13 protein-coding genes are annotated in these 23,014 nt (G+C 68.8%); 7 read left to right on the top strand and 6 right to left on the bottom strand.

Features of this window, described 5'->3' with window-relative positions:
• The first annotated feature begins 78 nt into the window (after positions 1-78).
• The 5 genes from DDE10_RS12940 (at position 79) to DDE10_RS12920 (ending at position 5,267) form a co-directional block, all read left to right on the top strand.
• Positions 79-1,866, top strand: coding sequence for a copper resistance system multicopper oxidase (locus DDE10_RS12940; protein ID WP_114953191.1), 1,788 nt, complete (start codon positions 79-81; stop codon positions 1,864-1,866).
• Positions 1,863-2,957: a copper resistance protein B gene (locus DDE10_RS12935; RefSeq protein ID WP_114953190.1), complete on the top strand. Its 1,095-nt coding sequence runs from the start codon at positions 1,863-1,865 to the stop codon at positions 2,955-2,957. The genes DDE10_RS12940 and DDE10_RS12935 overlap by 4 nt, the downstream gene beginning before the upstream one ends.
• Before the next feature lie 209 nt (positions 2,958-3,166).
• Entirely contained in the window at positions 3,167-3,730 is a 564-nt protein-coding gene (locus tag DDE10_RS12930) for a hypothetical protein (protein WP_114953189.1), read from the top strand.
• Positions 3,731-3,948: 218 nt separating this feature from the next.
• On the top strand, positions 3,949-4,407 hold the full coding sequence (locus tag DDE10_RS12925) for a carboxymuconolactone decarboxylase family protein (RefSeq protein WP_114953188.1): 459 nt from the start codon (positions 3,949-3,951) through the stop codon (positions 4,405-4,407).
• Positions 4,404-5,267 (top strand): sigma-70 family RNA polymerase sigma factor, encoded by an 864-nt coding sequence (locus tag DDE10_RS12920; protein ID WP_114953187.1) that lies wholly within the window; start codon positions 4,404-4,406, stop codon positions 5,265-5,267. Before DDE10_RS12925 ends, DDE10_RS12920 begins: the two co-directional genes overlap by 4 nt.
• 4 nt (positions 5,268-5,271) lie before the next feature.
• On the opposite strand, the gene DDE10_RS12915 is transcribed toward DDE10_RS12920, so the two are convergent.
• Genes DDE10_RS12915 through DDE10_RS12900 form a run of 4 tightly spaced genes read right to left on the bottom strand, consistent with a single transcriptional unit; the run spans position 5,272 to position 12,521 of the window.
• Positions 5,272-6,405: an aldose epimerase family protein gene (locus DDE10_RS12915; protein ID WP_114953186.1), complete on the bottom strand. Its 1,134-nt coding sequence runs from the start codon at positions 6,403-6,405 to the stop codon at positions 5,272-5,274.
• A complete protein-coding gene (locus DDE10_RS12910; RefSeq protein WP_114953185.1) occupies positions 6,405-8,954 on the bottom strand; it encodes a cellulase N-terminal Ig-like domain-containing protein in 2,550 nt (849 codons plus the stop codon). Before DDE10_RS12910 ends, DDE10_RS12915 begins: the two co-directional genes overlap by 1 nt.
• Positions 8,951-10,108, bottom strand: coding sequence for an endo-1,4-beta-xylanase (locus DDE10_RS12905; protein WP_114953184.1), 1,158 nt, complete (start codon positions 10,106-10,108; stop codon positions 8,951-8,953). Before DDE10_RS12905 ends, DDE10_RS12910 begins: the two co-directional genes overlap by 4 nt.
• 10 nt (positions 10,109-10,118) lie before the next feature.
• The gene (locus DDE10_RS12900; RefSeq protein WP_114953183.1) at positions 10,119-12,521 is read right to left on the bottom strand and encodes a glycoside hydrolase family 3 N-terminal domain-containing protein; all 2,403 of its coding nucleotides are present in this window, start codon (positions 12,519-12,521) and stop codon (positions 10,119-10,121) included.
• A gap of 127 nt (positions 12,522-12,648) precedes the next feature.
• On the opposite strand from DDE10_RS12900, the gene DDE10_RS12895 reads away from it, so the two are divergent.
• Entirely contained in the window at positions 12,649-14,805 is a 2,157-nt protein-coding gene (locus tag DDE10_RS12895; protein ID WP_114953182.1) for an alpha-glucuronidase family glycosyl hydrolase, read from the top strand.
• Between the two features lie 21 nt (positions 14,806-14,826).
• On the opposite strand, the gene DDE10_RS12890 is transcribed toward DDE10_RS12895, so the two are convergent.
• Together DDE10_RS12890 and DDE10_RS12885 are read right to left on the bottom strand one after the other, a co-directional pair.
• The gene (locus DDE10_RS12890; protein WP_114953181.1) at positions 14,827-15,840 is read right to left on the bottom strand and encodes a cupin-like domain-containing protein; all 1,014 of its coding nucleotides are present in this window, start codon (positions 15,838-15,840) and stop codon (positions 14,827-14,829) included.
• A 97-nt stretch (positions 15,841-15,937) separates the two neighbouring features.
• A complete protein-coding gene (locus DDE10_RS12885) occupies positions 15,938-19,342 on the bottom strand; it encodes a TonB-dependent receptor (RefSeq protein ID WP_284734640.1) in 3,405 nt (1,134 codons plus the stop codon).
• 249 nt (positions 19,343-19,591) lie between these two features.
• Here DDE10_RS12885 and DDE10_RS24005 point away from each other — a divergent pair, with 249 nt between their 5' ends.
• Positions 19,592-23,002, top strand: a complete 3,411-nt coding sequence (locus DDE10_RS24005) for a glycoside hydrolase family 9 protein (protein WP_349356542.1) — start codon at positions 19,592-19,594, stop codon at positions 23,000-23,002.
• Positions 23,003-23,014: the final 12 nt, after the last annotated feature.

Below are 23,014 nucleotides of genomic sequence, written 5' to 3'. Positions count from 1 at the left end.
GGGTGGCGGCGGCGGCGACGCCGCCACCCCTTCACCCTTTAGCCCTAGGCCGCCGCCCCTCGCGGCCGGAGACGGGACATGCAAGAACGATATCAAATCGACCGACGCGCGCTGATCCGCGGCGCGACTTTGGGCGGGATCGGCCTCGGCCTGTCGGGGCTGTTCCCCGCCTGGGCGCAGCCGGTCAGCGCCGGCATCGGGCCGCAAATGCCGACGCTTTCCGGCGAAGAGGTCCGCCTGGAGGTCGCCCATTCGGCCTTCACCGTCGGCGGCCGCACCGGCCATGCCGTCACCTTGAACGGAACCCTGCCGGCCCCGCTCATCCGGCTGCGCGAGGGGCAGAATGTCCGCATCCACGTCGCCAACGGCCTAGACGAGGATACGTCGATCCACTGGCACGGGCTGCTGCTGCCGTTCCAGATGGACGGCGTTCCCGGCGTGAGCTTCCCGGGCATCCGTCCCGGCGAGACCTTCACCTACGAGTTCCCGATCCGCCAGTCGGGCACCTACTGGTATCACAGCCATAGCGGGCTGCAGGAGCAGCAGGGCCATTATGGGCCGCTCATCCTCGATCCGGCCGACGGCGATCCGGTCGGCTACGACCGCGAGCATGTCATCGTGCTCAGCGACTGGAGCTTCCTCCATCCGCACGAGATCCTCCGCAAGCTGAAGCAGCAGGCCGGCTATTTCAATCGGCAGCGGATCACGCTCGCCGGCCGGCTGAGTGGCGACCCCGAGCACCGGATGAGCGTCGAGGATCGCGAAATGTGGGCAAGGATGCGGATGGATCCGACCGACATCCTCGATGTGACCGGCGCCACCTACACCTATCTGATCAACGGCCACAGCCCCGAGGAGAATTGGACCGGACTGTTCAGGCCCGGCGAGCGGGTGCGCCTGCGGATCATCAACTCGGGCGCGATGACCATCTTCAACGTCCGCATTCCCGGCCTCACGATGAAAGTGGTCGCCGCCGACGGGCAGAATGTTCGTCCGGTCGATGTGGACGAGCTGCAGATCTCGGCCGCCGAGACCTACGACGTCATCGTCCTGCCGGCCAAGGACCGGGCCTACAGCTTCGTCGCGGAAGCGATGGACCGGTCGGGCCTGGGGCGGGCGACGCTGGCGCCGCGGCCCGGAATGTCCGCGCCGGTGCCGCCGCTGCGCGACCGGCCGATCCTGTCGATGCGCGACATGGGCATGGACGGCATGGATCACGGACCGGCACAGAGCCGGGATCATGGCGGCGGCCTCGGCTCCGGCCACCACGGCGCGGCGGAGGCGGCTCAGCCGATGGATCATGGCGATATGGACATGCGCGACCAGGCCAACGCGCCGCAGGTGCGTCTCGGCCCGGGGGTCGACATGATCGCACCGATGCCGCGGGACCGCACCGGAGAACCGGGGCTCGGCCTCGAAAATGTCGGCCACCGCGTGCTCACCTATCGCGACCTCGCCGCGCTCACGCCGCCGTCCGATCGGCGGCCGCCGACCCGCACCGTCGAGGTCCACCTCACCGGCAATATGGAGAGGTTCATGTGGTCGTTCGACGGAGTCGCCCTGAGCGAAGGCGCCGAGCCGATCCGCCTGGCGCGCGACGAGCGAGTGAGGATGCGTCTGATCAACGACAGCATGATGGCCCACCCGATCCACATTCATGGCCATTTCTGGTCGCTGGTGAACGGCCAGGGCGACCATCAGCCGCTCAAGCATACGGTCAACGTGCTTCCTGGGGGGACGGTCGACCTCGACATGACCGCGGACGCGCCGGGCGACTGGGCCTTTCACTGCCACCTGCTGCTGCACATGCATGCCGGCATGATGCGCGTGGTCAAGGTCCGCCCGCTGGATGGAGACGCGGCATGAAGCGGCTCCTGCTCGCACTCCTGCTCACCGTCGCCTCCGCCCCGGCCCCGGCCCAGCATGAGCATCATTCGGCGCCGGCCGCGCCGACGACCGAGAGCGATCCGCCCGCGGGCCATCGCTCGACCGCTCCACGCCAGCACGAAGGCCATGGCGAGCCGGTGCAGGATCCCCATGCCGGGCACGCAGCGACGGCAGTGCCGGGAGAAGACGACCCGCATACCGGGCACGAAATGAACCAGACTCAAGACCCGCATGCCGGGCACGGAATGGCCCCGGCGCCGACCGTGCAGGATCCCCATGCCGGACACCATATGGACGCCGCACCACAGCCGCCGGCGCCGCCGGTCGGGCCGCCGCCGCCGGAAGCGCTGACCGGACCCGATCATGCCGCCGACGCCTTCCATGGCTCCGCGGCGATGGCCGCGGCGCGCGAGGAGATGCGGACCGAGCATGGCGCGCACGTCACCTGGGGCCTGTTCGCCGACCAGCTCGAGATCGGCTTTCGCGACGGCGGCGAGACCTTCTCGTGGGCGGACGTGCAGCTGCGCTATGGCAACGACATCGACCGGCTGTGGATCAAGACCGAGGGCAAAGCCGTCTTCGGCGACGGGATCGAGCAGGCAGAGGTCCAGGCGCTGTGGAGTCATGCCCTCGATCCCTGGTTCGACCTCCAGGCAGGCGTGCGCCAAGACTTTGCTCCAGACCCGGACAGGACGTATCTGGTTCTTGGGATTCAAGGCTTGGCACCTTACTGGTTCGAGATCGATGCGACCGCCTTCGTCTCGACCAAAGGCGACGTTTCGGCGCGGCTCGAGGCGGAATATGACCAGCGGATCACCCAGCGGCTGATCCTGCAGCCCCGGATCGAAGCCGAGCTCGCGCTGCAGGACGTACCGGAGCTCGGCATCGGCGCGGGCCTGTCGGCGACCGAGCTGGGGCTGCGGCTGCGCTACGAAATCGCGCCCGAATTCGCGCCCTATGTCGGGGTCCAGTACGAGCGCGCGTTCGGCGACACCGCCCGTTTCGCCCGGAGCGCAGGCGAGAATGTCGGCGGCTGGAGTCTCCTCGCCGGTGTCAGGATCTGGTTCTGAGCCGGGGGCAGCGCCGCGGCGGCACCGCGGTCCCCTCAGCACAGGCGGTTGCGGACCGCCGCGGCGATCGACCCGGAGTGTCGACCGGCCTCCAGGTACAGGCCCTCACCGATCGAGTGCGACGGCTCCTTGTCGGACAAATGCCTTGATGGGCGCGGCGACTTCGATAGCCTCCGCAGAGAAGCCGTCTCTCGAGGGGAGGAGTCGCCATGCAAGGGAAGTGCGCCGCCATCCTGCTTTTCGCCTGCCTAGCCGGCGCGCCGGCGGCGGCCGCACAGGGGCAGCCGGCCAGCGAAGTCGACGATCTGGTCAACCGGATCATCTCGGTGCCGGTGCCGAGCGAGTATCGCGTCGACGGCGTCCGCAACGCCCGCGTGCGCAGCGATGACCGCGTCCAGGGCGGCAAGGCGCTTCGGGTCCAGGCGCCGGGCCGAAGCGAGCAGGCATGGTCGGTCGCGGTCGCCGTGCCGATCAACCGGCCGGTGCAGGCCGGAGACAATCTGGTGCTCGCTTTCTGGGCTCGGCTCGAGCGCGGCGAGGATGGAGCGGCCAGCGCCACCCTCCCCTACAATGCGGTGCAGCTCGCCCGCGAGCCCTATACCGCGCTGTTCAGCGGTCCGGCGACGATCGGGCCGGAATGGCAGATGCACGAAGTCCGCGGCCGCGCCGACCGCGCTTTCGCGGCCGGGGACCTCAACGTCTCCATCCATCTGGCGACGGCCCGGCAGACGGTCGACATCGGGCCGGTGTTCGTGCTCAACATGGGCCAATAAGGCGCGGTCATCGTCCGGCGCGGGTCGGTTCCCTCATCTCCATCGGCGCTGCGCGTTACCGAGCCTGCGGCCGTCATCGCCTTCGGCTTCCCGCACCGAGCGGGACGACGGCGCCGGCGGGCGAGCCGGCGGGACGTTGCAGAAAAAGTTGCCTGTGCGTGTCACAGTGGCGGATCGTGCCTCGTCATGTCGTCGGATACTGAAGAAAGGAAACCGACATGACCGCCAAAATCGACCTTTTCGCCGCCGCCCCCTCGCTGATGAAGACATGGATGGGCACCTCCGCCGCCGTCGCCGCCAGCCTCGAGCCGAGCCTGATCGAGCTGGTCAAGATCCGGGCCTCGCAGATCAACGGCTGCGCCAATTGCATCAACATGCACACCGCCGAGGCGCGCGCGAAGGGTGAGACCGAGCAGCGCCTCTACTTGCTGTCGGCGTGGCGCGAGGCGCCCTGCTACACCGACCGGGAGCGGGCCGCACTCGCGTGGACGGATGCGCTGACGCGGCTTTCCGAAGGCCATGGCCATGAAGCCGCGCGCGACGCGCTCTCCGCCCATTTCAGCGAGGAGGAGCAGGTCAAGCTGACCCTGATGATCAACGTCATCAACGGCTGGAACCGGCTGGCGGTCGGTTTCGGCCTCTGGCACGATCCTGCCGAGGCGAGGGCCGCGGCATGAAACAGGCGCAAGCGACCGGATCGGCGGCAGCGGGTTTCGACCCGCTGCGCCCCACGCTGCTGCGCGTCGCCTACCGGATGCTCGGATCGGTCGCCGATGCCGAGGACGTCGTCCAGGAGGCCTTCATCCGCTGGATGAAGGCGGACCGGGCGGAGGTGCGGAGCCCGGAGGCCTTTCTCCGCCGGACCGTGACCCGGCTCTGTCTCGACCAGCTCAAGTCCGCGCGGCACCGCCGCGAGACCTATGTCGGCCCCTGGCTCCCCGATCCCATCGTCAAGGAGGAGGAAGGAGCGGAGGACGTCACCCTGCCGCTGATGCTGGCGCTCGAACGGCTGTCGCCGCTCGAACGGGCGGCCTTCCTGCTGCACGACGTGTTCGGCCTGCCGTTCGAGGAGGTGGCGAGCACGATCGGCCGCGACGCCGCCGCCTGCCGGCAGCTCGCCGCCCGCGCGCGCGGCCATGTCCGCGAGGCACGGCCGCGCTACCGGCTCGAGAGCCAGCGCGGGCTCGAGCTGGCCGAAGCCTTCTTCGCGGCGTCGCGCAGCGGCGACCTGACGTCGCTCGGGGCACTGCTCGCCTCCGACGTCAGCCTCCACGCCGACGGCGGCGGCAAGCGGCCGGCGGTGCCGCGCCCGGTGCTCGGCCATGGCGAGGTGATGCGCGTCCACGAGGGCCTGGCCGTCTTCTTCCGCAAGGCGCCCTCGCTGCTGATCCGCACCGGCTTCATCAACGGCCTGCCCGGCTTCGTCACCCGCGAGGCCGACGGCGAGCTGCAGACGACCGCGTTCGAGATCGAGGATGGCAGGATCGCCGCCATCTATGTGGTGCGCAACCCGGACAAACTGCGCCACCTGCACTGAAGAATCAGTCCGAGTCCGCTTCCACGCCGAAGCGGTAGAGGGTCGTGGAGCGGAAGGTCTCGCCCGGCCGCAGGATCGTCGAGGGGAATTCGGGACGGTTGGGGCCGTCCGGAAGATGCTGAGTCTCCAGCGCCAGACCGGTATGAGGCTCGAGGACGATGCCGGCGGCGCCGCGATCGGTGCCGGGAAAATAGTTGGCGACATAGGCGTGGACGGTCGGCTCGGTGGTCAGCACCTCGAGGGTGCGGCCGGAGGCCGGGTCCGTGACGCGGGCGGCGAACCTGGGCTCGACGGTGGGCTCCCCGAGCCACCAGCTGTGATTGTAGCCGCAGACGCCGCCGGTCTGCGGCATCTCCCCTCCCCCGCAGCCGCCGAGCAAGCGGGCCGCGCGGAAATCGAAGACCGTGCCGGCGACCGGCGCGAGCTCGCCGGTGGGGATGCCGCCGTCGCCGACGGCGACGATCCGATCGGAGTCGATGCGGATCCTGTGGCCGAAGACGGGACCGGCATCGGCGCCGCCGAGATTGAAATAGCTGTGATTGGTGAGATTGAGGACCGTCGGCGCGTCGGTGGTCGCCCGATAGTCGATGCGAAGCGCGTTGCCGGGCAGGACCCGGTAGGTCACCGCGACGTCGAGCCGCCCCGGAAAGCCCTGCTCGCCATTCGCGCTGGAATAATGAAGCACGGCGCCCGGCTCCGCGCCCGGCAGCGGCTCCACCCGCCAGGCACGGGTGATGAAATTGGGGCTTCCGCCGTGAAGGTTGTTCGGGCCGTCATTTGCCTGGAGCCGGACCTCGCGGCCATCAAGCGTGAAGCGGGCATTGGCGATGCGGCCCGCATAGCGACCGACGATGCCGCCGAAATAATAATCCTGGTTGCGCGTGTCGTAGGCGGCGAGATCGGGCAAACCGAGGACGACATTCTCCATCCTGCCGTCGCGGTCCGGCACCTCGACCGCGGTGACGATGCCGCCGAGATCGAGAAAGCGGACGACCATTCCGTCAGGACCGCGCAGCGTGTATTCCCGCACAGGCTGCCCGGCCCGCGTCACGCCATAGTCGCGGATCTCGACGCCCGCCGCCTGCACCGGAGCGGCCAGAGCCAGCGCCGCGATCGTGGCAAGCCATTTCAGGATCATCACCGCCTGTCCCCCGCGTAGAGGCGATCGGCGGCGAGCGCGAGGAACATGAAATTGGCCTCGCCGCCGCCGATCACATATTCGGTCTGCTGCCAGAAGAAGGGCCAGACCTTGAGCTCGGGCAGGTCCGGCCGGATCAGCGCCGTGCCCGAGATCACGCCTCCGGGTATGTGCGACCAGTCGGCGCGATTGACGCCATAGGCCGTGGTCGGCGAATGGGCGCCGACGCCGGAGACGAAGGACATGTTGTTCTCGCCGGGATGGACGCCGAGGACGAAATCGAGCGCGCTCAGCCAGCTTTCCGCCGAGGCATGTTCGGGCCATCCGCGATGGAAGAAGTATTGGCGGACGCCGCGCTCCTGGACGGTCCAGCCGGCGCCCCAGATGTCGGGACGATAGGGAACGCCGTAAGGCGAGTCGGTGCGCGCCGAGGTCGCGACGCCGCGCTGATGGTCGCCGACCGCGGCGGCGAGACGGCGCTTGAAGCCGCGGTCGCCGATCCGGGGAAGGATCGACGCGATCGGCCAGGCGGCCCGTTCGACATCGGCAAGGATCTGCGGCTCGAGCGCGACCAGCCGGGCGACCAGATCCCGGCGGCCGGTGGCCTGGATGAGCTCGGCGAGCGCGAAGACGCGCGCCGAGATATCGTCGCTGCGATCGAGGGCGGGCAGCGCGATCGCCTCGGCAGCGGCCAGCGCCTCCGCGGCGAGCGCCGGATCGGAGGCGCGCAGCGCCCGCGACGCGGCGGCGAGACCGCCGGCGGCCCGGAGCTCGCGGGTCGGATTGTCCTCGGTGAAGACCCAGCGATCGTCGGCGGCGATCGGATTGCCGAGATTGTCGTTGCCGAGGCCCTCGACCGACCGGCCGGGCAGATTGTCGGTCATCGTCGCCGCGTCGCCGAGATGGACATACTGTCTGAGGCTCGGCGCGATGATGCCGCGATAGAGCCGCCCCATCGCGCGATAGCCGCCGAGCACCGACAGGAGACCATGCTCGATCTGCTGGAGCGCGTCGTTGCGGCCGTCCGGCACATGGATTTCGACGCGGCGGCGCTGCTGGTCGATCGCGGTCGCATCATGATCGAGTTCGAATAACTCGACCATGCGGGCGAGCAGCCACACCGTCCCCATCTGCGATTCGACGCGCAGGTCATAATCGCCGGCATCGTGCCAGCCGCCGGCATCGAGGCCGGGCACGCGCTCGCCCGGGCGGAAGCGGGTGAGCGTCGCATCCCCCTGCACATAGCCGTCGAAATGATTGAGCCCGACCGGCGCCATCAGCGCGTCGTCCTGATGGTCGATCCCATGCCAGACGCGATATTTGTCGGCGACGTGCATGTGGCACATCTGGACGGGCAGGAAATATTCGAGGGTCGGCTGCCAGACGTGACGCGAATAGACGTCCTCGGCGATCTCGAAGGCGTGGGACCGGCGGTCGCCATATTCGACGACGTAGAGGCCGGGCCGGGTCACCTCCGTGAAGTCGAAGGTGAGATAATCGTAGCGCAGGAACGGGCCCCAGGCCTCCGCCGCGCGCGTCAGCACTTCCTCGCGGCCGCTTTCGGTGAGGCGGAAGAGGCGGACCGGCGGCCGGGCGGCGTCGCGGGGATCGAGCTCGATGACCGCCCGCTTCGGCTGCCTAGGTGCGTAGCCGACCTGGCTGACCTGGATGACGGGATCGGATCGCCAGTCGGCAACGACGTTCGGAGTGACGACCCACTCGATAGCCCCCTGCGTCGCGCCGGCCGGGACGACGCCGCGCACGATGTACCAGCCATTATTGTGGTTGGACCGGCCGTCGACGAGGGCGATCTCGCCGCTGCGGCTCTCGATCCGCATGCGCAGGCTTTCGTCGTCGGGCGCGACGACGAGGCTGCGTCCGACGGCGAGCGGCGCCGACAGCGGCTCGTCCGGCGATGGCACCGGCCCGTTCGCCTGCATGTTGCGCGGCGGCGGGCCCGGCGCCGCCTGCTCGCGGACCAGAGGACCGTTCGGCTGGCGGGGGAAGATGCCGGCCTCGGAATCCATCATCCAGGCCTTGCCGAACAGATGGCCGGGGAAGAGCTCGAAGTTGAAGCCGACGCGGCCGACCCATTCGCGCGGCAGCGGCCGGTCGAGATCGACGCGGATCCGGAAGGAGTCACCGTCCATCGGGGTGACGCTGATGCGGTAGGAGAGGTCGAGATCGGGATAGAAAGTGGGGTTGAAGCCGCGCCCGTCGCGCGCGGGGTCGGGATACGAAAGCGCCTGGCTGATCGTCGCGGTGGCCGGATCGACCCGGCGCTCGCCGGCGCGCGGCACCGGCGACCATTGGCCGGGCGAAGTCTCCAGGCGGAGGTCGCCATTGGCGGCGACGCGGCGCCCATGCTGGATGACCGTGACCCCGGTCTGGTGACCTTCCGGATAGACGTCGCTGAAGACGACGACGTCGAGGCCGGGCCGGTGGAAATAGCCCTTCTCGTGGAGCGTCAGATTGGGCTCGGCCACAGCCGCGGCGGAGAAGCCGGCCGCCGCAATCAGCGTCACGAGGAGGTGCGATTTCGTTCTCATGCCGGGTGACGCGAGCCGGCGCCGCGAAGCGCGGCGGCGATCGCCTCGCGTAGCGGCTTGGGCTGGAATTGGTCGTCATAGGGACAGGGGCGCTTGGGCAGGCCGTCCGGCCGCGCGCCGCGGTCCTGGAGCCAGGAATAGCGGTCGGAGAGTCCCCAAAGGACGATGTCGCCAAGCTGCGGATAATCGAGCATGATGTCGAGATAGGCGCGCGCGATGTCGGCGACGGCCTGGTCGCGCGCGGCGACATCGCCGACGAAATCGCGGTCGTGGACGTCGAATTCGGTGATGGCGAGGCCGTAGCCCATGGCGACCACGTCATCGAGGAAGCGGCGCCATTCTCTCTCGTCGCGGGCCGAGAAACCGGTGGAATCGGCGAAGGTGCCGGTGCCGATATGGGCCTGGACGCCGAGCAGGTCGACGGGGACCTCGCGGCGGCGGAAGCCCTCGAGCAGGCGCAGGACGCCGGCGCGATGAGCGGCCCGGTCCGGATCCCAGGACATATAGTCGTTGTAGACGAGCTGCGCGTCCGGAGCCTCCGCCTTGGCGACGCGGAAGGCGAGATCGACGACCGGCTCGGCGCCGCCCATCGCGCGGGAGAGCGCGGTCTCGCGCATCGCGCCGGTTCGGTTGTCGACCGCCTCGTTGACGACATCGTAGGAATGGATGCGCCGGCCGTAACGACGGCAGACGGTCGCGACATGCTCGCGCACCATCGCCTCGGCCGCGGAGGCCGGACGCGCGCCGAAATCGTGGCTGGCCACCCAGTCGGGCATCCAGTTGGGATGGTGCCAGAGCAAAGTGTGGCCGCGCATCGGCAGGCCGCTCACCTCAGTGAAGGCGATCAGCCGGTCGAAAGGCTCGAACCGGAAGCTGGCGGCGTCGGGCCGGATCCAGGTCCATTTGAGCTCGTTCTCGGTGACGACGACGCCGCACTCGCTCACCAGCAGCGCGCGATAGCGCGGATCGGCGAAAGAACCGGTGAGCGCACCGCGCGGGCCGCCGCCGACGACGGAGCCGAAGCGCCGGCCGCTGCGCCGCGCCAGGGCATCAAGCGTCTCCGGCCGCTCGGCCTGCGCGGCGGCGCGGCCGGCGCCGGCGACGAGGCCGGCGGCGAGAGTGGAGGCGATTGCCTCGCGGCGGGTCAGGACCATGCGTGCGCCTTCATCCGATCGTCAGGGTGGCCGAGCGCAGCGCCTCGGCGGCGGAACTGTTGCCGACCATGATGTCGAACTCTCCCGGCTCGACCACCCGCTCCATCCGCGCGTTCCACAATCGGAAGGCCTCCGGCCCCAGGGTGAAGCGGACGGTGCGGCGCTCGCCCGGGCGAAGCGTGACCCGCTCGAAGCCGCGCAGCTCGCGGACCGGGCGCGTGACCGAGCTCACCCGGTCGCGGACATAGAGCTGGACCACTTCGTCGCCGGCGCGGCGGCCGGTGTTGCGCACCTCCACCTCGACCCGGACCGAGCCGTCCGGCCGGATGCGCGCGGCAGAGAGGCGCGGCGCGCCGACTTCGAAGGTCGTGTAGCTGAGGCCGAAGCCGAACGGGAAAAGCGGCTCGGTCGAGTCGAACAGATAGCCGCGAAGCGCGCTCGGCTTGTGATTGTAGTAAAGCGGGATCTGGCCGACATGGCGCGCCACCGTGACCGGCAGCTTGCCGCCGGGATTGACGTCGCCGAACAATATCTCGGCCAAGGCGGTGCCGCCCTCCTGGCCGACATACCAGCCCTCGAGGAAGGCGTTGGCGCGGCCGACCACCATCGGCCAGGACGGCGGGCGGCCGTTCAGCGCGACGACGACGACCGGCTTGCCCAGGTCGAAGAGGGCCGCGGCTAGCTCGCCTTGCTCGCCGACGAGGTCGAGGCTGGTGCGGTCGCCGAGATGGTTGCGGGCGAAGCCTTCGCGGCTGGTCTGCTCGGTATCGCCGATGGCGAGGATGACGAGATCGGCACCGCGCGCCGTCTCGACCGCTTCGGCGATGAGCTGGCGATTGCGGGCGGGATCGGCGAGCAGCACCTCGTGCGCAGACCGATCCTCGCTCTGGGTGATCAACACCCCTTGGGCGTGAACGATCTCGGCCCGATTGCCGACGCGCGCGCGAAGGCCGTCGAGCAGGCTGATCCGGCGCTCGGGATGACCCGAATAGCCGCCGAGGCGGGCGACGGCGGCATTGGGGCCGATCACCGCGATCCGCCGGTGCTGCCCCAGGCGGAGCGGCAGCAGGCCGTCGTTCCGGAGCAGGACGACCGAGCGGCGGGCCGCCTCGAGCGCGAGCGCGCGGGCCTCCTCATTGTCGATCAGCGCCTCGGGATCTTCCCCTGCATAGGGGTTCTCGAACAGGCCGGCGCGGAACTTGAGGGCGAGGATCCGGCGGACCGCCTCGTCGAGCCGCGCCTCGGCGACCCGGCCCGAACGTACCGATTCGGCCAGGGTACGGAAGGCGCGGCCATCGGGCAGGTCGCTGTCGACGCCGGCCTCGAGCGCGCGCACGGCGGCGCTTTCGATGTCGGGCTCGACATGATGGAGCGTCGCCAGTTCCTCGATGGCGGCATAGTCGCTGACCAACACGCCCTCATAGCCCCACTCGCCGCGGAGCACGTCGCGCAGCAGCCAATGGCTGGCGTGGGAGGGAACGCCGTCAATCTCATTGTAGGAGGCCATCACCGCCCCGGGTCGGGCACGCCGGATCGCCGCCTCGAACGGCGGGAAGAAATATTCGCGCAGCTCGCGCTCGGAGAGGGGTGCGGGCGCGACGTTGTTGCCCGCCTGGGGCTGGCCGTGACCGGTCATGTGCTTCAGCGTCGCGAAGACGCGGCCGGGGCCGAGGCGGCCGTCCGGGCCGAGCTCTCCCTGAAGACCGAGCACGGAGGCGACGCCGAGCTCCGAGACGAGATAGGGGTCCTCGCCGAACGTCTCCTCAATCCGGCCCCAGCGAGGATCGCGGACGATATCGACCACGGGAGAGAGCACGTACGGGACGCCACGCGCCCTGACCTCGCGGGCGATGACCGCGTTGACGCGGCGGACGAGGCTTGGGTCCCAGCTGCTCGCCAGCGCGATCGCCTGGGGGAACATGGTGGTGTTCGGCGCCATGAAGCCGTGCAGCGATTCCTCATGAAACAGGATCGGGATGCCCAGCCGCGTACGGGTCATCGCCCAGCGCTGCGCATCATTGGCGAAGCGGACCGCCTCGGCGGGATCGTGCCAGCGGCCGGCGATGACGTTGCCGGTGGCGCCGGCGGCGGCCTGGCGGTCCGACGGCCGGGCGATCTGGCCAATGCCGTGCGGATAGGCCTGGTCGGCTCTGGCAGGGTCGAAGCGGGCGGCGCCGTCCATCACCTCGGCCTTGGTGCTGAGCAGGGTGATGACCTGGGCCACCTTCTCCTCGAGCGTCATTCGCCCGAGCAGATCCTCGACCCTCCGCTCGATCGGCGCCGATGCCTGCTTGTAGAGAGGGGCTCCTGCGCCCTGCTGCGCGGGCGCGGGTGCGATGCCGATCAGAAGAGAGATGAAGGCGGCCGCCGCGGCGACCGCCACAAAGGGCCCGAAACGGACGGCAGGCGCCATGCTCCCTCTCCCCGGGTCGGCCCGTCATTTTCTTCTTCGACGACTGGGCCCGTGCATTTATGGTAGCGCTCACATTCGAGAGAATCGCGGGGCCTGTCAAGGAAGCCGCGGCCCGAAAAGGAGAGCCATGTCCGTCCCCAGCCTGATCCGCCTGCTGTTCCTCCTCCTGCTTGCGCTGGCGCCGGCGGCGGCTCCCGCCGAGGACGGATACGATCTGTGGTTGCGCTACCGGGCGGTCGAAGCGGAATGGCAGCAAAGATACCGGCCGCAGGCGGGCGCAATCGTGACCGAAGGCCGATCGCCGACGATCGATGCCGCCGCCGCGGAACTGGAGCGCGGGCTTGCGGGCCTGCTCGGGACCTCGCCGGCACGGGCCGGGGCGGTTGCGGGCGACGGCGCCATCCTCCTTGGCACGCCGCGAAGCTCGGCGACGGTCGCCCGGCTCGACCTGCCGCTGGCGCCGCTCGGCGAGGAGGGATACCTGATCCGCAGCGTCACGATCGACGGCAGGCAGGCGACGGTGATCGCGGCCAATGGCGAAAGCGGCCTGCTCTACGGCGCCTTCCGGCTGCTGCGCTTGATCCAGACCCGCCAGCCGATCGACCGGCTCGACCTATCCGACCGGCCGGCGATCCAGCACCGGCTGCTCAACCATTGGGACAATCTCGACCGCAGCGTGGAACGCGGCTATGCTGGATTGTCGCTGTGGGACTGGCAGAAGCTCCCCGAGTATCGCGACCCGCGTTACGTCGATTATGCCCGGGCGAATGCTTCGATCGGCATCAACGGCACCGTCCTCAACAACGTCAATTCCAACGCCGACATCCTGACCGCCCCCTTCCTCGAGAAGGTGGCGGCCTTGGCGGACACCTTCCGGCCCTACGGCATACGCGTCTATCTCTCCGCCCGCTTCAACGCGCCGATGGCGATCGGCGGACTCGACACGGCCGATCCGCTCGATCCGCGGGTGCGCGCCTGGTGGCGGGCCAAGGCGGACGAGATCTACCGCATCATCCCGGATTTCGGCGGCTTCCTGGTCAAGGCCAATTCCGAGGGACAGCCGGGCCCGCAGGATTTTGGCCGCACCCATGCCGACGGCGCCAACATGCTCGCCGAGGCGGTGGCGCCGCATGGCGGCATCGTCATGTGGCGGGCCTTCGTCTATTCGAACGAGCAGCCGGAGGACCGGGCGCGGCAGGCCTATAGCGAGTTCCAGCCGCTCGACGGCCGTTTCCGCGACAATGTCATCGTCCAGGTCAAGAACGGCGCGATCGACTTCCAGCCGCGCGAGCCCTTCCATCCCCTGTTCGGAGCGATGCCGGAGACGCCGCTGGCCATGGAGCTTCAGATCACCAAGGAATATCTCGGTTTCGCCACCCACCTCGTCTATCTCGGCACTATGTGGGAGGAGGTGCTGGACGCCGACACCTTCCGTCCCTCGGCCGGCACGACCGTGGCCGAAGTGATCGACGGATCCGCGCACGATTATCGCCACACGGTGATGGCCGGGGTCGCCAATATCGGCAACGACCGCAACTGGTCCGGATCGCAGTTCGACCAGGCCAACTGGTTTGCCTATGGCCGCCTCGCCTGGGATCCTCAGCTGGGCGCGCGCGACATCGCCGAGGAATGGGCGCGGATGACCTGGGGCAACGATCCCGCGTTGGTCGCGCCGATCGTCGAGATGATGATGGGATCGCACCAGGCCGTCGTCGACTACATGACTCCGCTCGGGCTCAATCATCTGATGGCGACCGGCCACCATTACGGGCCGGGACCGTGGGTCGACGACCTCGAGCGCGAGGATTGGAATCCGACCTATTTCCACCGCGCCGACGGCGAGGGCATCGGCTTCGACCGGACGGCGAGCGGCAGCGATGCCGTCGCCCAATATGCGCGGGAAGTGGCGGCGATCTTCGGCGACCGCGCCCGCGTGCCCGACGATTTTCTCCTGTGGTTCCACCACGTGCCCTGGGACCATCGCACGCGCTCCGGCCGAACGGTCTGGGACGAGCTGGTGGTCCGCTATTCGCGCGGCGTCGAGGCGGTGCGGGCAATGCAGCGGCAATGGGCGGCGCTGGCGCCGCGCGTCGACCCGAGACGTCATACGGAGGTCAGCGATTTCCTGCGCATCCAGGAGCGGGAAGCCACCTGGTGGCGCGACGCCTGCCTCGTGTACTTCCAGAGCCTGTCGCGGCGGCCTTTCCCGGCCGGCTATGCGCCGCCGGCGCATGATCTGGACCATTACCGGGCGATCCGGACGCCTTACGCGCCGGGCAATTGAGACGGAGCCGATCGGCCCGGATCAGCCGCGGCCGAGCGAGCGCAGCAGGAACTGGCGGATGCGTTCGCGCAGCTGCGGGGTCGGCGGGCCGAGGATGCCGCGATGCTCGGGCGCAAGATGGCCGGCCGGCTCGCCGCCGCGGCGGAAGACGTAATAGTCGAACATCGCCCGCCACGCCTCGCGGCGCTCGGCCGGGATGTCGCCCATGGCGAGGATGCCGTGGACCATCGCCTCGAAGGCCCGGCCGGCATGAGCCGGCGCATCCTCCCACCAGTAATTGACGAGGATGTTGAACGGCGAAAGCGCCTCGACATGGTGCCACCACAAAGTGGGGATGTAGATGGCGTCGCCCGGCTCCAGCTCGGCGGTCCGTGCCGAGGCGAGCGCCTCGGCGAAGCGCGGGAAGCGATCGGGATCGGCCGCCTTGACCGGCGCCATGCTCGCCGGCTGCCCCGCCATCGTATGGTCGAGCGGGCCGACATAGAGGTTGGCGACCTGATCGGGCGGAAACAAGGTGAAGCGCCGCCTCCCGGCGACGACGCAGGCGATATTGTCGGACAGGTCGAAATGGGCGCTGACCTCGGAGCGGTTGCCGATCCAGATGCGCGGCTGCGCCAGCGGCGGCGGCAGAAGCGGCATCGGATTGGCGGCCTCGAAGCCTGGAAGGACCTCCGCCACCGGCGCCGAGCCGACATAGACGCGGGGCACGTCGTCGCGGTCGGGCAGGCCGGCAATGTCGCGGACGATCGCCCCGAACGGGCCGGAGCGCCGCTCGAAATTGAAGCCGCGCATATCGTCGGCATAAAAATAGCGGCCGCCGGTCTGCGGCGGCGCGACGAAGGCCTCGGCCGGTCGGCCGCGATCAAAGCGGGCGAGATAATCGACCGCGCCGGCGGCGGTGGCGGCGGCACCGACCGCGGGCCAGTCGCGGACGAGGCCGCGCAGGACGACCGGTTCGTAGCGGCCGACCGCCTCGCGGAAGGCGGAGAGGTCCGCCTGGTCGATCTCGCTCAGAATCTGGGGGGCGGCGTTCATGGGAAGCGAAGGGTAGCAGCGGCAGCCGCTCCGGGTCGAGCGGGCAAAGAAACGGCCCCCTCCTCGCGGAGAGGGCCGGAGTTCCTTCTGCCCCTTCCTAGAAGTTGCCGCGCAGGATGAAGGCGAAGCGGCGGTCGTTGACGAAGTAGGATCGCGGCGCGATCAGCCCTCCCGGCTGGAATTGCTGCAGCGTCCGCGTCACCTCGTTGGTGAGGTTCACGCCCTGGACGCCGATCTTCAGGTTCGGCGTGATCGAGAAGAAGATCGACGCGTCGAGCTGCCCGGTCTCGTCGTTGAAGATCGGGAAGTAGGGGAAGATCACGTCCGCCGCGGTGAGCAGGAAGCGCGACCGCCAATTATAGGCGGCGCGTATCGAGATCGGCCCGCGTTCGTAGAAGGCGGCGACGTTGACGTTGTGCCGCGACAATTGCTCGAGCGGCAGATTGCCCGAGATGCCGTTCGGCGGCACGTTGACCGGGTTGCCGCCGTTGAGCAGCGAGTTGGGCACGCCCGAGCTATCGATGAACGTGTAGCTCGCGCTCATGCCGAGGCCGCCGAGGAAGCCCGGCAGGAAATCATAGGTCTGCTGATAGGCGATCTCGAAGCCCTGGACCTTGCCCGTATTGGGGGCATTGTCCGGACCGCGGGCATCGAATTCGAGCGTGATGCCGTTGTTGGTCAGCTCGAGCGGAATGACGTTCTGGAAGAAGAAGTTCTTGATCCGCTTGTAGAAGACGTTGCCGGTCAGCGAGCCGACCCGGGCGAAATACCATTCCAGGGTCAGGTCGAACTGATCCGCTATGGCGGGACTGAGGAACGGATTGCCGCGGGCGATCGACAGGCCGGCGGTATTCGCGTCGAAGGTCGGCGTGAACACGTTCCTGACGTCGGCCAGCGACGGCCGGGCCAGCGCCCGCGATGCCGCGAAGCGCAGGAGCAGATTGTCGGTGAGACTGAACTTGAGGTTCAGGCTCGGCAGGAAATAGTCATAGTCGTTGGTCGAGTTGATCGCTGTGAACACGCCGTTGCCGGCGAAGGCCTGCAGCTCCGCATATCCGGCCTCGCCGAGATTGCAGATTCCGCCCGGCCTGCCCGCCGGCGTTCCCGGCGGAGCACCCGGCGGATTCGCCTGAATGGCGCAGCGCACGTCGAAGGGCTGAGTGACACCCAGCTGACCCGCCGTCGGGATCGCGAAGGCGCCGCCCGAGTCCAGCCGCGTATTGACGTAGCGGACGCCGATATTGCCCTCGAGGCGGACGTTGCCGAAGACCGGCTCCTCCGATCCGAAGCTCAGCATCAGGTAAGCCGACCAGTTGCGCTCGCTCACCGTCTGGATGTCGCCGGGCAGGTAGTTGGTGCCGGGAACGACACCCGCCCTCTCATAGACGGGAACCCAGCGGTTCGCCGCCGTGGCGCCATTGTTGTTGCGCCAATAGTCGTTGAGGCTCTTGAAGAAATCGGCCGCGTCTCGATAGCCGCCGATCAGGTCCCGGCTGTAATAATAAGCGCCGACGGGTCCGGGCGTATCGCCGCGGAAGAAATTCTCGAAATTGTAGAATTCGGTGCGCTCGCTGCCGGCCTGGTCCATGAACACGGCCTCGCCCGACCACACTTCGCTGATCGCGCCCCAATTGTAGGTGGTGAAGCGGATCGTCTGGTCGCGGTCGGCATAGCGGGCACCGAACTTGATGCGGCGCAGGAAGCCGTCATTGTTGAAATTGTAGGCGATGTCGGCGCGGGCCGCCCATTCCTCGCCGCGGCTCTGCTCGGCATGGTCCATCGCCGCACGCCAGAACGTCCAGCGCCGGTCGCTGAAATATTCCTGGTCGCTCTGCGCGGCCATGTTCGGATTGGGCGCGGCCCAGGTCGCCGACAGGGTCAGCGGCTTGTGCGGAACGACCCGCGGTATGCCGCCGGTGATGTCGACTTCCTGATCGGCGAAGGTCGAGCCGAACACGCTGACGTCGAGATTGTTGTGCTCCGCCTCGACGTGCTGGGCGTCGAAGTTGAACTGCCAATGGTCGTCGGGCGTGAAGCGGAAATTCAAGCCGTAATCGGCGACGATATTCTCGTCGTCGACCTGGCGCCGCGACAGCGAATGCTGGATGCCGCCGGTCGGGACGCGGGTCGCGGCGCTGCCGCTGTTCGCGGTCCGCCAGCCCGAACCCGGGAGGGTGATGAACCCGCTCTCGAAGACGTTGTCCTCGTCATATTCGTAGTTCGCGTACGTGGCGCCCGGATTCGGATTGTAGCCATTGCCCCGGTCGTTGCCGGTGAAGAAGAACTGGCCCGAGCCGTTGACCCGGCACTCGGCGCGCGTCGTTGCACCGCCGGTCGAGGTCTGGGGACCGTTGCCGTTCTGCCGGCAGCCCGCCGGATAGGTATTATATTCGGCGAGATCGGGCGCCGCCTCGAACGTATGCTCGCCCCAGCGCTGGTCCGCCTCGGTCCGCAGATATTGCAGCGTCAGCAGGGCGCGCCGGTCGAGGCTCTCCCACTGCGCCGCCACCGCCACGCCGAGACGCTCGCGATTATAATCCTGGCTGCGGAACTGGCCGCCGATCGGCGCATAGAAGGGATCGTTGAGCAGATCGGCATTGCCGTCCGCTCCCGCCGGCTGCGCATCGTTGCAGCGCGCACCCGCGCCGGTGGGAGGCAGCTGGGACGTATCGGTGGTGCCCGGAAGGCGATTGCGGCAGGTGAAGACCGAAGCCGTCGCCGAGTTCGCCGCGAGCGCATATTGGCCGTCGCGGGTCTGGAAGTTGGTGACCTGGATGCCGTCGGCGCGGCTCAGCAGCTGCGAATAGGAGATGTTGCCGAGCAGCCCGATGCGGCCGATGCCCGTATCCCAGGTGTTGCTGGCGAGGAACGAGATGACCGGCGACCAGCGCTCGGAGAAGTCGCTATAGTTCATCTCCGCGTTGAAGCCGAGATGGAAGCCGGCATTGTCGAACGGCCGGCGCGAGTTCAGATTGACCGTGCCGGACAGGCCGCCCTCGATCATCTCGGCGGTCAGGTTCTTGTAGACCTCGACGGAGCCGAGCAGGTCGGCCGGCACGTCGGCGAAGTTGATCGCCTGGCCGTAGACGCCGGTCGAGAAGGTGTCGCGGCCGTTGAACTCGGAGCGGACGAAGCTGAGGCCGCGGATGACGACGCCGGAGCCCTCGACCGAGAAGTGGTCCGGATCGTTGCTGCCGGCGAAGCGATTGATCGAGACGCCGGGGACGCGCTGCAGCGCCTCGGTGACCGAACGGTCCGGAAGCGCGCCGATATCCTGGGCGGTGATCGCGTCGACGACGGTGTCGGCGTTGCGCTTGATGTTCTGCGCATTTTCGAGACTGGCGCGGATGCCGGTGACGATGATGTCGCTGTCGTCGCCCTGCGCGGTCTCGGCCGGCGCCGGCGGAGCCGTCGGCGCTTCATCCTGCGCAAAGGCGGCGGAGCTCATGAAGACGCTGCACAGCGCGAGCATCGACGCTCCCGCCTTCAGTCCCGTCTTCAATATACCCCCTTCAGCCGCCGGAAAAGAATCGCACCCCAACGATCCCTGCATCGGGCCTCTCCCCTCTTTGTTAGCGCTAACACAATCGGCTGCGCCTTATTGCTTTGTCCCTTGCGTACGGGACTATGATGGGCAAGATCAAGCGGAATGTGACGATTTCGCGAAACTGTTGTGGGTTTGCAACGAAACGGGACACCGGCCATCCGACGCTCAGCCTCTCTCCTCGCCGCGCTTGCCGCCGTCGCCAATGTGAACGCTAACGCAGCCTCGGCTGCGCCGACGGCGCAGTTCGACTGGTTCGCCTATCAGGGGTCCGATCCGATCGACGCGACGCTGCAGACCGGCCCGGGCGACTACCGCAACCCGATCCTCCAGGGCTTCTATCCCGATCCCAGCATCACCCGGGCCGGCGACGATTATTTCCTGGTCACCTCGACCTTCGCCTATTTCCCCGGAATCCCGGTCTTCCGCAGCCGCGACCTCGTCAGCTGGACCCAGATCGGCAATGCCATCGACCGGCCGGACATGCTCGACTTCGGCCGGCTCGGCCTCTCGCGCGGCGTGTTCGCCCCGGCCATCGAGCATCGTGACGGCCTGTTCTACATCCTCAACACCTGCGTCGATTGCGGCGGCAACTTCGTCATCACCGCCCGCGACCCCGCCGGTCCATGGTCGGACCCGGTGTGGCTGCCGGAGCTCGAGGGCGGGATCGATCCGTCGCTCTTCTTCGACACGGACGGGAAGGCCTATCTCCTCAACAACGGCCCGCCTGAGGGACCGCCGCGCTACGATGGCCACCGGGCGATCTGGATCCAGGAATTCGACGCCGCCCGGCTGCGCACCTTAGGGCCACGGCGGGTGCTGGTCGACGGCGGCGTCGATCCGGCGAGCCAGCCGATCTGGATCGAAGGGCCGCACATCATCAAGCGCGGCGAGCATTACTATCTGATCTGCGCCGAAGGCGGCACGGCCGAAGGGCACAGCCAGGTGGTGCTGCGCGCCGATGCGCCGATGGGCCCGTACACGCCCTGGTCCGGCAATCCGATCCTGACCCAGCGCGACCTGCCGCGCGACCGGGCCTTCCCGATCACGTCGGCCGGTCACGCCGATTTCGTCGAGACGCCGAACGGGGAATGGTGGGCGACCTTTCTGGCGGTTCGGCCGTACGAAGGCGATTATTACAATACCGGCCGCGAGACCTTCCTGATGCCGGTGAGCTGGGGCGAGGACGGGTGGCCGCGGATCACGGATCCCGGCCAGGCCATCCCCTATTCCCGTGCGCGGCCCAATCTTCCTCCACAGCCGGCGCCGCCCGTCCCGACCAGCGGCCCGTTCGAAGTCCGCGAATCGTTCGACGGCACGGACCTGCCCCCGCACTGGATGATGGTTCGCAACCCGAGGACGCGCTGGCACGCGCTCGCCGACGGCGCGCTGCGACTCGAAGCGCGTCCGGTCGGCCTGGGCGAGGGCGGCAATCCCTCCTTCCTGGCGCGGCGCCAGCAGCATCAGCGCGCCCGCGCCGAAACCGAACTGAGATTCCGTCCCGAGCAGGACGGCGACCAAGCCGGCCTCTCCGCCTTCCAGAATGACGACTTTTGGTATTCGGTCGGGATCGTCCGCGACGGCGGCCGCGACAGGGTCGAGCTGCGCCGCCGCGCCGGTGCGCATGAGCCGGCCGCCGGAACCGCGATCGCGGTGGCGCCGCTGCCGGTCGCGGCAGGCGAGACGCTGCGCCTGAAGATCGAGGCCGAAGGAGACCGCTACCATTTCGCCTTCGCCGCCGGCGAAGGCGAGTGGCAGCCCATCGGCCGCGATCTCGACGGCAGGATTCTCAGTACCCGTACCGCCGGCGGCTTCGTCGGCGCCGTCTTCGGTCTTTACGCGGTCAGCGACGAGGCGGGCGTCGGGACCGAGCCGGCGCCGATCCGCCTGAACCAGATCGGCCTGCTGCCCGACGAGCCGAAGCGCGCGCTGCTGCCGAGCCAGGCCGCGACGCCGCTGCCGTGGCGACTGCTGGACGAGGCGGAGCAGCCGCGGGCGCAGGGCGAGACGGTCGTGATCGGGCCCGACGCGGCATCGGGCGAGACGCTCCACCTGATCGATTTCAGCGGCTTCGACGGCACCGGCAGCGGCTTCCGACTCGAGGCCGGAGCGGCGCGCAGCCGGCCGTTTCGGATCGCGCCCGATCTCTATGCGCGGCTGCCGTTCGACGCCCTCGCCTATTTCTACCACAACCGCGCCGGCACGCCGATCGAGGCCCGCCACGCCGGCGGCGAGCGCTGGGCGCGGCCGGCGGCCCACCGGCCGGAGCGGGCGACCTGCTTCGCCGGCGAGGATGAAGTCGGCCAGAGCTGGAGCGGATGCGACTACAGGCTCGACGTCACCGGCGGCTGGTACGATGCCGGCGATCACGGCAAATATGTCGTCAATGGCGGCATCGCCTTGTGGACCCTACTCAACGCTTATGAGCGGAGTCGGCAGGGCGGTGGCGCTTCCCTGTTCCGCGACGGCAGCGCCGAAATCCCGGAAGCGGGCAACGGCGTCGACGACCTGCTCGACGAGGCGCGATGGGAAATGGAGTTCCTGCTGTCGATGCAGGTGCCGGAGGGGACGCGGCTGCGGCTTCCGCTCGGCCCCCATCGCCGGGGCGAGCGGCTGACCTTCACCGAGGTCGACGCTTCGGGAATGGCCCACCACAAGGTGGCCGACGAGCGCTGGACGGCCTTGCCGATGCCGCCGCACCTCGATCGGGAACGGCGCTTCCTCTATCCGCCGAGCACCGGCGCTACCCTCAATCTCGCCGCCACCGCAGCGCAATGCGCGCGGATCTGGCGGGAGGTCGATCCCGCCTTCGCGAGCCGCTGCCTGGCGGCGGCGGAACGTGCCTTCGCCGCCGCCCTCCGCCATCCGCAAGTCCATGCCGGAAATTTCGCCGGCAGCGGCAGCTATGGCGATCGCAGCTTCACCGACGAGCATTATTGGGCAGCGGCCGAATTGCTCGTCACCACCGGCCGCGACGAATATGCCGAGGCGGTGCGGCGCTCGCCGCATTTCGCCGGCGAGGTCGACGCCGCCGGCTGGGCGAGCACGGCGACGCTCGGGACGATCACCGTGGCGCTGGCGCCGGGCGCCTTGCCGGAAGGGGAGCGGCAGGCGCAGCGCGCGCGTCTCGTCGCCGCCGCCGACCGCTACCTCGCCGAGCGCGAGCGGATCGGCTACCGAATCCCTTACGCGCCGCCTTATCCCTGGGGGTCGAACGCCGTCCTGCTCAACCGCGCGATGATCCTCGCGCTGGCGCACGATTTCACCGGCGAGGCCCGCTATCGCGGCGGCGTCGTCGATTCGATGGACTATCTGCTCGGCCGCAACCCGCTCGATCAATCCTATGTCAGCGGCTACGGCGCCCGGCCGATGCGCCATCCGCATCACCGCTTCTGGGCCCACAGCCTCGATCCGCAACTGCCGCCGCCGCCGCCCGGCGCTCTTTCCGGCGGGCCGAATGACGGCCGCCCGGCCGAGGAGGTTGCGCGCGCCATCCAGGGCTGCGCGCCGCAGGCCTGCTGGCGCGACGATATCGGTGCCTTCAGCCTCAACGAGGTGGCGATCAACTGGAATGCGCCTCTGGTCTGGGTCGCGGCGTGGCTGGCGGAGGGCGACTGAGCGATTTCCGGG

Origin of the sequence: Sphingosinicella terrae (assembly GCF_003347635.1) — a bacterium.
In the GTDB taxonomy this organism is placed as follows: Bacteria; Pseudomonadota; Alphaproteobacteria; order Sphingomonadales; family Sphingomonadaceae; genus Allosphingosinicella; species Allosphingosinicella terrae.
The sequence above is the reverse complement of the archived record's forward strand: the minus strand, read 5'-3'. Positions and strand labels throughout refer to the sequence as shown.